The 14,567-nt window shown below is 63.6% G+C and carries 7 protein-coding genes; 2 read left to right on the top strand and 5 right to left on the bottom strand.

Annotation, left to right across the window (positions count from 1 at the left end):
• Positions 1 to 10: 10 nt before the first annotated feature.
• The 3 genes from HZZ16_RS31155 to HZZ16_RS31145 all read right to left on the bottom strand — a co-directional run bounded on the left by HZZ16_RS31155 (position 11) and on the right by HZZ16_RS31145 (position 8,555).
• Complete coding sequence (locus HZZ16_RS31155) at positions 11 to 709, bottom strand: nitroreductase (protein WP_197953833.1); 699 nt, start codon at positions 707 to 709, stop codon at positions 11 to 13.
• Between the two features lie 135 nt (positions 710 to 844).
• Positions 845 to 3,076 carry a CHASE2 domain-containing protein gene (locus HZZ16_RS31150; RefSeq protein ID WP_197953831.1) on the bottom strand — a complete coding sequence of 744 codons (2,232 nt, stop codon included), beginning with the start codon at positions 3,074 to 3,076 and terminating at the stop codon, positions 845 to 847.
• A gap of 142 nt (positions 3,077 to 3,218) precedes the next feature.
• Positions 3,219 to 8,555, bottom strand: coding sequence for a VCBS domain-containing protein (locus HZZ16_RS31145; RefSeq protein WP_246510559.1), 5,337 nt, complete (start codon positions 8,553 to 8,555; stop codon positions 3,219 to 3,221).
• 703 nt (positions 8,556 to 9,258) lie between these two features.
• Between HZZ16_RS31145 and HZZ16_RS31140 the strand changes: the two genes are divergently transcribed.
• Together HZZ16_RS31140 and HZZ16_RS31135 are read left to right on the top strand one after the other, a co-directional pair.
• Positions 9,259 to 9,990, top strand: a complete 732-nt coding sequence (locus tag HZZ16_RS31140) for a transglutaminase-like cysteine peptidase (RefSeq protein WP_197953829.1) — start codon at positions 9,259 to 9,261, stop codon at positions 9,988 to 9,990.
• A 100-nt stretch (positions 9,991 to 10,090) separates the two neighbouring features.
• On the top strand, positions 10,091 to 11,206 hold the full coding sequence (locus tag HZZ16_RS31135) for a lysozyme inhibitor LprI family protein (RefSeq protein ID WP_197953828.1): 1,116 nt from the start codon (positions 10,091 to 10,093) through the stop codon (positions 11,204 to 11,206).
• Between the two features lie 187 nt (positions 11,207 to 11,393).
• Here HZZ16_RS31135 and HZZ16_RS31130 read toward each other — a convergent pair whose 3' ends face one another.
• Both HZZ16_RS31130 and HZZ16_RS31125 read right to left on the bottom strand, forming a co-directional pair.
• The gene (locus HZZ16_RS31130) at positions 11,394 to 12,593 is read right to left on the bottom strand and encodes an ABC transporter substrate-binding protein (protein WP_197953827.1); all 1,200 of its coding nucleotides are present in this window, start codon (positions 12,591 to 12,593) and stop codon (positions 11,394 to 11,396) included.
• 81 nt (positions 12,594 to 12,674) lie between these two features.
• Entirely contained in the window at positions 12,675 to 14,513 is a 1,839-nt protein-coding gene (locus tag HZZ16_RS31125; RefSeq protein WP_197953826.1) for an AMP-dependent synthetase/ligase, read from the bottom strand.
• Positions 14,514 to 14,567: the final 54 nt, after the last annotated feature.

The following is a 14,567-nucleotide window of genomic DNA, read 5'->3' as shown; positions in this document are numbered from 1 at the left end:
CGGCACGCGATCACACATCCACGAAGGTCGCGGTCTCGGCCACGCTCGCCCGCGAGGTGCGGTAGCTGTTGACCTTGTGCGCATGGTCCGCGTAGCCGAACGAGATGCCGCAGACGACGCGGCGGTCATCGGCCAGAGCGAAGTGGCGGCGGATCAGGCCGGAATGCCGCGCCAGCGCGGCCTGCGGAATGGTGCCGAGCCCGAGCGCCTGCGCCGCCAGCATGAAGTTGGAGACATAGGCGCCGCAATCGATCGCACCGTAGATGCCGAGCGGCTCGTTGGTGTGGATGATGGCGACATGCGGTGCGCCGAAGAAATTGTAGTTCTCCAGCGCCTGCTTGGCGTAGGCCGCCTTGTCGCCGCGGGCGATCCCGAGCGTGTTGTAGAGCTGGAAGCCGCTCTCGCGGCGGCGATCCAGATAGACCCCGACATATTCGCGCGGTGGCGTGAAATCGTAATCGTCGCCGAGGCCCTTCGAGGCCTCCGCGTAGATCGCCTTGCGAAAGCGCTCCTTGGCCTCGCCGCTGGCGATAATGACCTGCCAGGGCTGGCTGTTGCACCAGGATGCCGTGCGCTGCGCAGTCGCCAGCACATGCTCGATGGTGGCGCGATCGACCTGCTTGGGGAGAAATGCGCGAACGGAGTAGCGCTCGTTGAGGAGCTCCTCGAGAACCCCGATGCGATCGTTCTGTTTCACTTGTGCGTCCATCACTCAGCTCGCCCTTTTTCTTTTGGTTGGGCAGAGGCGCCAAGCGCCGTCCCACCGTCATACTTACCTCGATGCACCTGCATATGGTAGGTATGCTTTGTTGTGCCCACCCAGCGCGAGCGGTGACCGTGACGACTACTTGGTCAGCAGGGCATAGGCGCCGGTCCAGCCCTCCGGCGGCGGATCGATCTGGAAATCCTTGATCCGCGCCTCGTAAAGCCTGAACAGCTTCTCCAACGTGTCGGCGTCCTCGCTTTTGCGGCCGCGCTCGATGGCATCCAGTGCACCCTGCCAGTCACGGCTGCGGTAGCAGCCGAGCATCTCGATGGTGATGTTGCGCAGGCGCTGGAACGCGGCCGAATGCATCACGTCCTCGCGGCCGGCGATGGCGTAGATCACTTCCGGCTCGGTCTTGCCCTTGACCATGATGAAGTCGAGCTCGAGGATCGCGAACTTCTCCTTGGCGGCGAGCGCGGTGCGCGATCCCACGATGATCGGAAAGCCGTATGCCTTCGACTGGCCCTCGAGGCGAGAGGCCAGGTTCACGCTGTCGCCGAGCACCGAATAGTTCTTCTTCAGGTCGGAGCCCATGTTGCCGACCACGCCGATGCCGGTGTTGAGACCGATGCCGACATTGAGCGGGATGTAGACGTGGCCGCCGTCGGCGGCCTCCTGCTCGCGCTCCTTGTTGACCTCGTCGATCTGCTCCAGCATCTGGATCGCGGCTTCGCAGGCGTTGATCTCGTGCTCGGGATCGTCGAGCGGCGCGTTCCAAAACGCCATGATGGCGTCGCCCATGTACTTGTCGATATAGCCCTTGCGCTCGATGATCACGTCGGTCAGCGGCGTCAGGAAGCGGTTCATCAGCGCGATCAGCCCTTGCGGATCGTGCTTGTAGCTCTCCGAGATCGTGGTGAAGCCGCGCACGTCGGAGAACATGATCGTCATCTCGCGCTCCTCGCCGCCGAGCACGAGCTTTTCCGGCGACTGCGCCAGCTGCTCGACCAGCACCGGCGACATGTATTGCGCGAATTGCCCGCGGATCTGCACGCGCTGGCGCTGCTCGCGCACGAAGCTCGCGAAGATCAGCGTCAGATAGACCGCGGTGGTCGACAGCAGCGGATAGGTGAAGTCGATGAGCTGGCGGTGCTGCGCGTAGAAGAACCAGGAGACGCCGATCAGGATGGCGGCGAAGGCCCCACCCGCGAGCACCAGGCGGACGGGGCCGAGATTCGGCGTGAAGATGATGACGAGCAGGCCGATCACCAGCGCCGCGATCAGCTCGAAGTCGAGCGCGTAGTTCGGCTGCGAGATCGCCGCGCCGCTGAGCACGCTCTCCAGCACCTGGGCATGGATCTCGACACCCGGCATGGTCGCGGACACCGGCGTCGTCTTGATGTCGTTGAGGCCGGCCGCGGAGGTCCCGACCAGCACCAGCTTGCCGGCGAACTTGCTCGGCGACACGCTGTTGTCGAGCACGTCGGCCGCGGAGACGTAGATCGAGGGATCTCGGCGGGCGTAGTGCACCCAGAATTGGCCGTTCTTGTCCGTGGGGATCTCGAGGCCCTTGAGGCGCACGGCTCGCACGCCGGTCTTGTCGGTCCTGACCAGCAGCGTCGGCGTGCCCGTGACGACCCGCAGGATCTCGAGGCTGAGCGACGGCATGATGTTGCCCTGGGCACGCATGACCATCGGCACGCGGCGGATGAACCCGTCTCGCTCTTTTCTGATCGAGAACAGACCGCGGCCGGCGGCCGCCATTTCGATCACCGGCACGTTGCGCAGCAGGCCCGGAAATTCGAACAGGAAGCGTTCGGCGCCTTCCTCTCCGACCGTCGCCACGCCCGTGAACGGAAGCGACTTGTCGAGCTCGGTCAGGATGCCGGGCAGACCCGTCTCGCCCAGCACCACGCGCGAGCGCTTGATCGCCTCGGCAAGTATCTGATCGTTGGTCGGCAGCTCGCGCAGCTTGGCACGGGTGGCATCGTCGAGATAGCGCATCTGGCCTGCCACCAGATCCGGATTGAGCCGGTCGGGCTCCGAAAACACCACGTCGAAGCCGATCGCCACCGCGCCGTTGTTGGTGAGGCTTTGGATCAGATCGGCGATCCGCGTCCGCGGCCACGGCCATTGCCCGAGCTTGGCGAGACTCTTGTCGTCGATGTCGACGATGGTGACCGGCCGCGCCGTCTTGTGCCTGGGATGGATCAGCTGGAACATGTCGAAGGTACGCAGCCGCAATTCCTCGATCGGCGGCGGATCCCAGAGCCGTGCGCCGGCGAACAGAACCAGCAGCGCAAGGCACATCAGCCGCGCAAAGCCAAGCTTCCGCGCAAACCACCGCCGCAGGATCTTGAGACGTTTCATGCCAGTCAGACTTCCTGTCCCGGATCATGCCGGGCGCACCGATCATGGAGCGTCGGCAAACCGTTGGCTATTCCCTGAATGCCGAGGATTATGGATTTTTTGCCGCGGTCAAGGTGCAAGCCGGGAGCGCCGCCAGCTTCCACTAGGCGACGTGAGTGCCGAAGATGAAATCGCTGGACTGAAGATTTGCGACGGCGACACCCTTGAGCAGGATCGTCTCGTGGCAATCCAGCGTGAGCAGCGTCCCGCCATCCTGCGCGGTGGTCGGGCTAAGGTCGCTCAAAGAGCTGATGCCACTGAACTGCCGCAGGTCGATCTTGTCGAGACCGAACTCGAAATCGTCGACGGTGTGCTGGACCATATCCTGCGACGATGCCGGCGCGAACACGAATTGATCCTTGGCGGCGCCGCCAATGAGCGTGTCGCTCGACCCGGTCGCGAAAATGACGTCCTTGCCGTCGGTGCCTTGCAGGGTCATGCCCTGGCTCTCGGCCCCTTCGAAGAAGATGAAGTTCACAGTGTCGGAGCGGCCGGCGGAGTCGGCAACGGTCAGCGTGATCTGATCGGTGGCGGGCAGCTCCGCCTCGGGATCGGCGCCGGTCGGATCGTAGACAATGCCGCCACCGCTCGCGAGACCGGCGTTGATCTGCTCGAGCGTACCGGTCGTCGGATAAACACTGGCGAGGCTGACGTCCGGATTCGCGGTCGACAGCGTGACCGTGAAAGTGTCCGTCGCGACGCCGGGATCGGTGTCGGTAATCATGAGATCGGTGATGATCTCGTTGCTGTTCTCGATGATGTGCTCGACCTGGAAGCTCTCGGTGTTGATGACCGGGCCTGCACCGTCGTCCGCACCGGTCACGTTCACCTCGAGCGTTGCCGTGTCGGTCGCACCATGGATGTCCGTGGTCTGGACCGTGAACGTATCGACATACGATCCGTCCGCCAACGCATTGATAGCAGCATCATTTGGAACGTAGCTGTAGCTGCCGTCGGAATTGACCGTCAGCGAGCCGTAGAGTCCCGCGACCGTCGTCGCCGTGTGGTGATCTGAATTGAGGACGGCATAGGTCAGCGTCGCCGTCTCACCGCTGTCGGCGTCGGTCCCGGACAATTGGCCAGTGAGATTAGAGAAGGTGTCGGCCGCGGCGGTATCCGTGAGTGGGCCGATCTGGAGATCGGATAGCGTCGGTGCGTCGTTCGTGCCGGTGATGTTGATGGTGACGACAGCACTGGTGCCGGTCCCTTCGGCATCCGACGGAACGATGGTGTATTGCAGCGACAGCGTCTGGCCGGCGGCGAGGAAGTCGAAGGCCTGGCCGGCCGAATTGAACTCCCAGGCGAACTGGGTGTGGGTAGCCGTGCCGTCGAGGATGTCGCCGGACGGCACGGTCAGATAGTTCAGGAGGTCGGCATGCGACAGCCCGCCGACGCTGCCGGTTTGCGGCACGCCACCGAGCGAGACCTGCACGTCGGCGACCGCCACCGTGACATGGTCGCTCGCGTCGACGTCGGAGACCGCCAGCACGCCATGCGAGAGCTGGCCGCCATTGGTCTCCATCAGATCGGCAAATGCGCCGCCCGGCCCGGAGGTCCCGCTGGCCCAATCTGCATCACCTTCGATGGCGAGGCTCTTGGCGGGGTTGACCGTATTGGAGGCCGTGCTCCCGCTGCCGTCGCCAAGCTGGTAATAGGCGGCCAGATTTGCCTCGCCGCCGGTGAGTGCGGTGAAGTCGATCGACTGGATTTGTGCCTGCGTGAGTGCGGTGGTCCAGACGCTGACATCGGCGATCGAGCCGGTGAAGCCTTGCGTGCCGAAGCCCGGAGCGTACCTGCCGCTCGCCGCTCCGATCATCATGTAGGACGGTTCCTGAGCGCCAGCGATCGCGTTGACGCCTCCACTGTGGGAATAGACGGCGTTGCCATCGACATAAAACGTGAAGATGCCGTTGTCGCGCGTCAAGGCGAGGTTATGCCATTGCCCTGCAGTGAGCGCGAAGCCGGTGTCCTGGATTTCGACACCGCCCTCGAGGATCGCGATCTCCAGCTTGCCGCTGATGACGGTGCCCATGAGACCGAAACCAGTGGTCGAGGTATTGCCATTGTAGAACAGGACCTGGCTGGTGGACGCAGCGTCTCCGTTCCAGTTCACCCAGCCGTCCAGCGTCACGTCGTCGGTGGCGACCGTCGGCACGTCGCCGACCGCGATGGTCCCACCGTCGAAGTTCATGTAGTTCGACGTGACATAGGAGACGGCCGGCGCATCGTTGGTGCCGGTGATCGTGACGGTGACGTCTTGCGTGACCGTCGCGTTGTGATTGTCCTTGAAAGTGACGGTGTAGACCTGAGTGATGGTCTGCCCTTCCGCCAGCGACTGCAGCACAGGATCGCTGTTGTCGAGCGTGAAGTGCCAGTCGAGCGTCGCGCCGTTATCGGTGTCGTCGCCGGATTCGGACACCGTGCCGATGGAGAAGGTGCCGATATGCGAGCCGGTCCCGAAGCCCGGCAGAGCCGAGCTGATCGACGACGACTGGAACGTCCACTCCGCCGTGTGGGAGTCGATCAGATCGACGTCCTGGATCGCCAGCGTGCCGCCGGTCGTCAGCGAGGTGCCCTCATCCTCGATGACCTCGCCTTTTGCCGCGCAGGGATCGCTCGTGATCGTCGGCGCGTCATTGACGCCGTTGATCGTGACGGTGACGTCCTGCGAGACCTGCGCGTCGTGATTGTCGGTAAAGGTGACGGTGTAGACCTGGGTGATGGTCTGGCCTTCGGCCAGCGATTGCAGCACCGCGTTGTTGTTGGCGAGGCTGAAGTGCCAGCGCAGCGTCGCGCCGTTGTTGGTATCGGTGCTGGATTCGAGCACCGACGGATCGATCGTGAACGTGCCAATGTTCGCGTTGGCGCCGAACCCCGACAGAGCTGAACTGACGGACGACGAGGTGAACACCGCCTGCGCGGTGAGGGTGTCGATCAGGTCGAGATCCTGGATCGCTAGCGTGCCCTCGATGGACAACGTGGCGTCGGTATTCTCGGTGACGCTCCCCTTTGCAGCGTCGGCATCGCTCGTGATGGTCGGCGCGTCATTGGTGCCGGTGATGGTGACCGTCACGTCCCGGGTGACCGTCCCGCCGTGATGGTCGTCGACCTTGACGGTGTAGACCTGGGTGATGGTCTGGCCCTCGGCCAGCGACTGCAGCACGGGGTCGTTATCGTTGAGCGTGAAGGTCCAGCCCACCGATCCGCGCGTGCTGACACCCGGACTCTCGCTCACCGCCGCCAGCGCGAAGGTACCGATATGCGAGGTGCCGTTGCCAAAACCGGGCAGATGCGCGTTCGACGTCGTCGACTTCAGGACGAAGCTCGCGCCGTGCGTATCCGTGAGATCGGGATCGTTAAAGGCGATGGTGCCGCTGGCCAGCAGGGTCGGCGCGGCGTCCTCTGTCACGGCGCCGGTGGGCGTCGTCGAGTCGTCAACGATCGTCGGCACGTCGTTGGTGCCCTCGACATTGACGTCCGCACCGTCGATGGACACGGTAATCGGCGTGCTCACGACGCCGCCGTGCCCATCATCGACCTGTACCACGTAGTTGAGGATCAGCTTCTCGTCCTCGGCCAGGAAGTCGAAGAGATGGTCGGGAACGCTGTAGGTCCAGGTGGCCGTGCCGTTGTTGCTGTTTCCGGCACCCTGAACCACGGTCAGCGGCACTTTGACGGCAGCGATCGCCGCGAGTTGCTCCGGCGTCAGCGACGCGGTGATATCGTTGCCTTCGGCATCGAGATATTTGAACGGCTCGACGGACGAGAGCGCCGCGCTCACGATCGGCCGGTCCGTCAGATCGACGTCGGTGAAGGTGACCGTGCCCGTGATGATGTCCAGCGCCTCGTTGCCGGTCCCGACCTGCTCGATGATGGTGCCGCCTGACGTCGCAACGGTAGGCTTGTCGTTCGTTCCCGTGATCGTGATGGTGATCGGGATGAACCTGGACTCGGGGTTCACCGCGAAATTGGTGTCGACGCGGACCATGTAGGTCAGCGTCAGGGTTTCGCCGGCCGCGAGGAAATCGAAGACATGGTCGGGGATCGTGTAGGTCCAGACCGCCGAGCCGTTGTTGTTGTTGCCGGGGTCGGGCACGACACTGATCTGGATCTGCGTCGCCGCGATGTCCTGCTTCTGCAGCGCGGTGAGCGAACCAGTGACGTCCTGCTGGCCAGCATTCTTGTAGACGTAGTTCGGCGCCTCGGCGAGGCTCACGCTCACCGTCGGCAGATCGCCGAGGTTTTGATCGAGGAATCTGATCAAGCCGGAAATCGTGTCGGCGTGCGTATCGCCGGTGGTGTCCGCCAGTTCGGTCAGCGCGAACGCCGTCTTCAGGTTGCCGCCGAGGTCGAAACTTTGCGCGATCGGCTGACCGGGAATGCGGCCGGGCGTCGGCGTCGAGGTCGTAGGGTTTTCCTGCGTGTGCGGCGTGAGATTGACGAATGTCGCGGTGACGGCGGAGCCGGACGCCGACTTGAGCAACATCTCATGGCCGAACGGCGTGATCGTGTCGGTGAAGTTCGTGGTCAGCTTGGTGTTGGTGCTGTTGTCGGTGAACTTCAGCGTGAACACGTCGGTGATCAGCTTCTGCACCTCCGGCGACATCAGTGCATTGCTGATCGAGACGTTGCCGCCGCTGATCTGGATCATCTGGCCGGCCTGGTTGACCGTCGCGATCGGCAGCAGCGTGACCTTGTCGAACAGGATGTAGGAGCCGGTCGTGCCGTTCGGCTCGACCAGCACCTGGAAGCTCGCCTGCGGCTGCGGATCGCCGCCGCCGGCGGGAACGACGAAGTTGATCTGGGTGAGCACCGCCGTGCCGCGGATGCCCATGGTGGCGACCGGCGTGTCGACCTTCATGTCGCCGCGCTTGGCGGTTTCGCCGGCGACGAAGGTGATGGTGCCCGCGACCAGGCTGAGCAGCGAGGAATTGTTCGACCCGTTGGGGTCGTAGACCATCTCGTTCAGCACCATCCGCGCGTTGGAGGACAGGCCGAACACGGTGCCGTCGATGAAGGTGATGCCGAGCGTCGAATCGGCGCCAGTCGAAACCACGTCGCCCTTTTCGACGTTGTCGCCATTGTTCAGGATGACCGAGACGCCGTTGCGGATCGCGGTCGCGCTGCCCACGAGCTTGGTGACGTGACCGATGACCTGGGCCGCACCGGCACCGGGAGCGGCCTGGGCAACCTGGACATGGCCGGTGAGGGCGTTGACGACGTCCCCGCTGAGATGGGCGCCGTCGGGCGAAGCGAGCGCGGCGCGCTTGTCGCCCCTGAAATAATCATGAACGACGAACTCGTGACCGTCGTGGGACAGCACGAGGTCGAGCCCGGCACGCTTGAACTCGCCGTTGAAGATCAGATTGGGGTCCGGAACGACGAATGCGCCGTCAGGCAAATGGCCGTGCGCCTTTGCGATGAACGGCTTGGCGGTCAAGGAATCGACGTGGACAGAGGCGGGCGAACTGGAACCCTGGCCGTCCAAGGACGTAGCGGCGTCAAATTTGCCAGCGTAATTCAACCGGGCACCGTAAAAGGGTTAAAATCTAAATAAGTATCGCCTGCTTAAGCTTGCTTAGCATTACCAAGTCCTTAGCGAAACCATCTATTGCTTGTGATTTCGCGTCACTTGGCCGTAAGAGCCTGCGCGGGGCGCCGCCTTGCCAGAGGAGCGGAAGTCATATTCGAAGAAATCGGAAGTCGAAACAAGGTTAGATGCACGCATTTCCCGTCGCCCTAAGTCATCCAAAGTAAAGCTGGCAGAGTAGATACTTTGCGTCATCTTTTGTTCATGCTGCCCTGCAACATCCTGCGGCAAATACGGGGTAAATTCTGTGACCTAAGTAACAGAACCGGTGAAATAGCGGCTGTTAGCCATAGGCGCCAGAATCGGCGGCGATCGCAACTTCTGCCTGCAATTGACTCCGTTTCGCGGCATCGAGGCCCCTCCTAGCCCCCGAATCGTAAAATTTTACACGATTCGGGCGGGTCTGGTTCAGCCTGTCGCCCGCTTTTGGAACTCCTGCCGGGCGCATTAAGCAGAACAAAACGGCCCGTCTCGCACTATCTCCGCGAAAGCAACAAAGCCCGGCACATTGAGATCGAGGGGGATCTCGTGAAGCCTGGGAAGGGGATGTCAGATGGAGACCGCTGCTCGCGCGCGCGCCTGGCGCGCAACCCTTGTCATGTGCGGCTTGATCCTGCTCGGATCGACCGCCGAGCTTCGCGCCGGCACGCTGCTGTCGCCGGGCGCCGGCGTCCTCGTGCGCAAATCCGCCGAACCGTTCGGCCTGTTCGCCTTCGCCATCTCGTCCGGTGGCCTGCAGCAGAGATGGTCCGCGCTGAAGGACAAGCTCGACGACGACATGGTGCAGCTCGCGCTGTGCGACGGCGACCGGGACAATTGCGCTTCACCGGCGGCGCTCGAGCTGCTCGCCATCGTCGACCACGCCCGCGCCCGCGACGGCCGCGCGCGGCTCGGCGAGGTCAACCGGGCCATCAATCTCGCCATCCATGCCGCCAGCGATGGCACCGACGACGTCTGGAGCTCGCCGCTTTCGACCTTCGCGCGCGGGACCGGCGATTGCGAGGACTATGCCATCGCCAAGCTGGCCGCGCTGCGGCTGGCGGGAATTGCCTCTGAAGACCTCCGCATCGTCGTGGTGCGAGACGTCAGGGGCGGCGAGGCGCACGCAATTGCCGCAGCAAAGCTCGACGGCCAATGGCTGATGCTGGACAATCGCCGCATGGCGATGGTCAGGGACGACGCAACGCGGAGCTATCAGCCACTGTTCGTGCTCCATCAGTCGGCCGTGCTGAAATATGTCGACGAGCCGGTGCAGGTCTCGATGGCGGCCGCCGAGGCGCGTTGATCGCTCGTAGCGGGCTTCTCGCACGGCGCTCGTCCACAAACCCATTTCACCGCGCATGACCAGAGGCTAGCATGGCGCCTTCCGTGCGGGGGCGACTGGAATGCGATTCATCGTGCTGTCTGTGCTTGCGCTGCTGGCATTGCCGGCGGGGTCCGCGTTCGCGCAATCCGAGCGCGCGATCGCCGACAGGCTGCCGCTGTTTGCCAAGAACAACTGCCAGCAGATTCGCGACCCCGGCAATCAATTGTTCTGCGGTGATCCGACGCTGGCCGCCGCCGCCGAGAAGCTGAACACCGCGATCGAGGCGCGGCTTGCTCGCCTGCCGGATCGCCTGCCGGCGATCGAGGAGAATGCGATCTGGGTCCGCCAACGCAATCTCAGTTGCGGCATCGTCGGCCAGACCCCGATCCGCCCCGACCAATTCGAGGCGGTCAAGGCGTGCCTGCTCAAGGTCACCGAGGAGCGCGCCGCGATCGTTCGCGATCCGGATTTCGACTGCCTTGCGGCCAACAGCGCTGCGGCCGCGGTGATCTGCGCAGACCCCTCGCTGGCGCTTGCCGAAGCCGAGCTCAATGGCCAGGTGCTCGGCCTGATCGGCAAATTGGACCCGACCGCGGCACGCTTTGCCTTCGCCGAATATGGACGGTGGACGCGCGAGCGCGACCGCAAATGCAATCTGGTCGGCAAGGAGAACGTGCCGGTGCAGGAGCTGGAATCCGCGGAGGACTGTCTCGCCGAGCATTTAAAGCGCAAGACCGACGAAATCCGCGCCGCGAAAGGCGATGCCAAAAAGGTGTTCGGCCGGCAGGTCGCGTCCCGCATCCCCGACACTGACGCCGTCGATTTCTGCGCCGCGCGGATTCATGCGGCCAATTCCTGCGGCAGTTTCCTGCGCATCAATCGCGTCTATGCGCTCGACAGCCAGGTGACCGAGCAGGAGGCACAGGTCACCGGCGAAATCGAGATGGCCGTGCTCGCTCCCTTCACCGTGTGCAGCAAGGTCGCCTCCACCTGCACTGGCACCTGCTGGGACGCCACGACGGGGCGGCCGCAGCAGGGGGCCGGCAACAAGGCGCGCTCCGCAGAGGCCTTCAACGTCACGCGCCGGCTGAGGATCCAGCGAACCTTCGCCTTCGTCAAAGCCGCCGACGGCTGGCGCTGCCGGGAAGACGAGCTCGCCCCGGTGAGCTCGGGCACCGCAGGCGGAGGGTCGTAGGGTTTCTCTCCGCCGCGCGCTTTCTTCCTTCTCCCCTTGTGGGAGAAGGTGGCGCGAAGCGCCGGATGAGGGGTTCTCACCGCGCACAAGTCTGTTCGTGAGGATGGAAACCCCTCACCCGGCTTCGCTCACGCGAAGCGACCCTCTCCCGCAAGGGGAGAGGGTGCACCGTTCGCGCCGCGAGAAATCAGAACATCAGATTGTCCTTCACCAGCACCCAGCGGCCGCCCTTGACCTGCTGCACCTGGGTGATGGTGTTGGCGAGGTGGTCAGTCTTGGAGAACTTGGTGGGCGGCGAGTTGAAGATGTCGAGGAATTTCTCGCCCGATTCGAGCGCGTCGAGCATCTTCTGCCCGGTGAGATCCTTGCCGGCCTTGTTGGCGTAGAACGCAAACGTCATCATGGCATTGTAGCCGATGATGGCCTGCGTGTTGGCATCGGCGTTGAACATCTTCTTGTAGTTGACGAGCCAATCCTTCACCTTGCCCTTGGCGGTGTCCTCATAAGGAATCTCGAAGCCGCTGGCGGCATAGAGACCCTCGACGGCGTCCTTGCCCAGCGCAGGAACCTCCATCACGTTCGTGGGGGTGGCCCCGAGGAAGGTCACGTCCCAGCCGAGCTTCTTGGCTTCGGTCATCGCCCCGATGGTCTCGCGCAGCACGGTGCCAAGCACGACGAGGTCGCAGCCGTCTGACTTCATCTTGGCGATCTGCGCGCTGAAATCGGAGGCACCGCGCTTGTAGCTCGTGATCGAGGCCGGCTGCGTCTTCATGGCGGTGAGCTGCTGATTGAAGCCATCGAGCACGTTCTTACCGTACTCGTCGTCCTGATGCATGATGCAGGGCTTCTTGAAGCCCTTCCACTCCATCATGTATTTCAGCGCGGCCCGCGTGCTCTCGACGTAGGGCAGCAGGTTGTTGAACTTCAGGCGCTCCTGCGGCTTGGCCGGGTCGAACTTGAAGGTGAATTCGGCCGCCGTCAGCGGGAACAGCTGCAGCACGCCGGCGTCGAACAGGATGTCCTGCGCCGCGAGCACCGTCGGCGATCCCATCGGCCCCACCATCGCGAAGATCTTGTCGCGCTCGATCAGCTTTTGCGACGCCAGCACGGCCTTCTTCGGATCGTAGCCGCTGTCCTCGACCACCAGCCGGATCTTGCGGCCGTGAATTCCGCCGGCCGCATTGATCTCCTCGGCCGCCATCTTCATCCCGTTTGCGACCGGGACGCCCCACCCCTTGATCGGACCCGACAGATCCTGGTGGGTGCCGATGACGATCTCGGTTGCCGAGATGCCCTCATTGGTGACCTTGGTTTGCGCTGCGGCCGGCAGACAGGTGAGCACCACGGCACTCACAGCAAGGCCGAATGCGCTGAACGATTTCGACATTGACGTCTCCTCTCCTAAAGGCCCGTATTGCACGAAGGGCGGGGCCACAGCTCCTTCGCTTTCTCGAAATGGAACGAACCGTCACGCCACCGCGCGTTCGCGATACATCGCTTCGATCTCGGCGGCATAGCGCTTGTTCACGAAGCCGCGCTTCAGCTTCATGGTCGGCGTCAGCTCCTCGTCCTCCGGAGTGAGCTGGCGCTCGATCAGGTAGAACCTCTTGATGGTTTCGACGCGGGCAAAATTACCGTTGACCTGTTCGATCTCGCGCCCGATCAGATCCTGGATCTCCCTCGCCCGGCACAGGCTGGCATAATTGGTGAAGGGGATGTCGTGATCCTGGGCGAACTTCTCGACATTCTCCTGGTCGATCATCACGAGGCAGGTGAGATAGGGCCGCTTGTCGCCGATCACGACCGCGTCCGAGATGTACGGCGAGAACTTGAGCTGGTTCTCGATCTCGGACGGCGTGATGTTCTTGCCGCCGGAGGTGATGATGATGTCCTTCATCCGGTCGGTGATGCGGACGAAGCCCTCATTGTCGATGGTGCCGACGTCGCCGGTGTGCAGCCAGCCGCGGGAATCGATCGTCTCTGCGGTCTTCTCCGGCTGGTTCAGATAGCCCATGAACAGGAAGTCGCCCTTGATCAGGATCTCGCCGTCGGGCGACAGCGCGACCTCGCCCCAGGGCACCGCGGTGCCGACCGAGCCGAGCTTGATCTTGTCCGCGGGCATCATGGTTGCGACCCCGCAATTCTCGGTCTGACCGTAGACCTCGTGCATGTCGATGCCGAGCGCCAGATACCAGCGAATCAGCTCCGGTGCGATCGGCGCTGCGCCGGTGAATGCGATGCGGCAACGGTCGAGCCCGATCATGCGGCGGATGTTGCGAAACGCGACCAGGTAGGCGATGCGGTTGGCGATGCGCAGCGACAGCGGCGGCGCTCTGCCCTCGAGCCGGCAATCGACCATGCGGTAGCCGATGCCGATGGCGCGGCGATAGACCCATTGCTGCAGCGGCGTCGCATCCTTCAGCGCGATGGTGATGGCGGAATAGAACTTCTCCCAGACGCGCGGCACCGCCAGAAAGGCGGTCGGCTGCACCTCGCGTAGATTGTCCGGCACGGTTTCCGGGCTTTCGGCAAAATTCATCACCGAGCCGAGCGCAACCGAGATGTAATAGCCGCCGACACGCTCTGCGACGTGGCAGAGCGGCAGGAACACCAGCCGGTCCTCGTCGTCCTGCGCCGGGATGAAGTCGTTGGCGTGCCGCATCTGGTGGGTGACACTGCGATTGGCGTGCATCGCGCCCTTGGGCGGGCCGGTGGTGCCGGACGTATAGACGAGGATCGCGAGATCGCCGGCGCTGCGGCTGTTGATCATCTCCTGCCACAGCGCCTCGCGGCCGACCATGTGGTTCCGGCCGAGCGCGCGAAACTCGTCGAGCGACATCACCATGTCGTCGGAGAAGCCGCTGAGGCCCTCCATGTCGAACACGATGATCTTCTGCAAGCTCGGGCAACGCGCGCGGCAGGTGAGAATCTTGTCGAGCTGCTCCTCGTCCTCGGCGAAGATCACCCGGGTGGCGGAGTCATTGACGAGATACTCGACCTGGGACGCAGAATCGGTCGGATAGATCCCGGAGGAGACGCCGCCGGCGCACAATATGCCCATATCGGCGTAGACCCATTCGGGCACGGCATTTGCGATGATGGAGGCGACGTCGCCGGGCATGAAGCCGACGGCGCGAAGCGCGTAGGCGATCTCCTTGGAGATCTCCAGCCACTCTCGCCAGCTCGTCGGTTGCCAGATGCCGAACTTCTTCTCGCGGATCGCCGGCCTGTCGCCCCGCGTCTCGGCGGCACGCAAGAAGCTCTTCGCGATCGTATCAGCGACCGTCAGCACCGCCGGTCGGACCATGCGTCTCTCCTCCTTGTCGCCTGCCCTCCGCTGCCTGCCTTGCCGGCGGTCTTT

This window comes from Bradyrhizobium glycinis (assembly GCF_016031655.1).
Classification (GTDB): domain Bacteria; phylum Pseudomonadota; class Alphaproteobacteria; order Rhizobiales; family Xanthobacteraceae; genus Bradyrhizobium; species Bradyrhizobium glycinis.
Note: the sequence above shows the minus strand (reverse complement) of the source record. Positions and strands in the feature narration are given on the sequence as shown.

Bases quoted from the DNA above. Each gene is read 5' to 3' on its own strand.
- HZZ16_RS31155 (WP_197953833.1), bottom strand. From the start codon at position 709: ATGGACGCACAAGTGAAACAGAACGATCGCATCGGGGTTCTCGAGGAG.
- HZZ16_RS31150 (WP_197953831.1), bottom strand. From the start codon at position 3,076: ATGAAACGTCTCAAGATCCTGCGGCGGTGGTTTGCGCGGAAGCTTGGC.
- HZZ16_RS31140 (WP_197953829.1), top strand. From the start codon at position 9,259: ATGGAGACCGCTGCTCGCGCGCGCGCCTGGCGCGCAACCCTTGTCATG.
- HZZ16_RS31135 (WP_197953828.1), top strand. From the start codon at position 10,091: ATGCGATTCATCGTGCTGTCTGTGCTTGCGCTGCTGGCATTGCCGGCG.
- HZZ16_RS31130 (WP_197953827.1), bottom strand. From the start codon at position 12,593: ATGTCGAAATCGTTCAGCGCATTCGGCCTTGCTGTGAGTGCCGTGGTG.
- HZZ16_RS31125 (WP_197953826.1), bottom strand. From the start codon at position 14,513: ATGGTCCGACCGGCGGTGCTGACGGTCGCTGATACGATCGCGAAGAGC.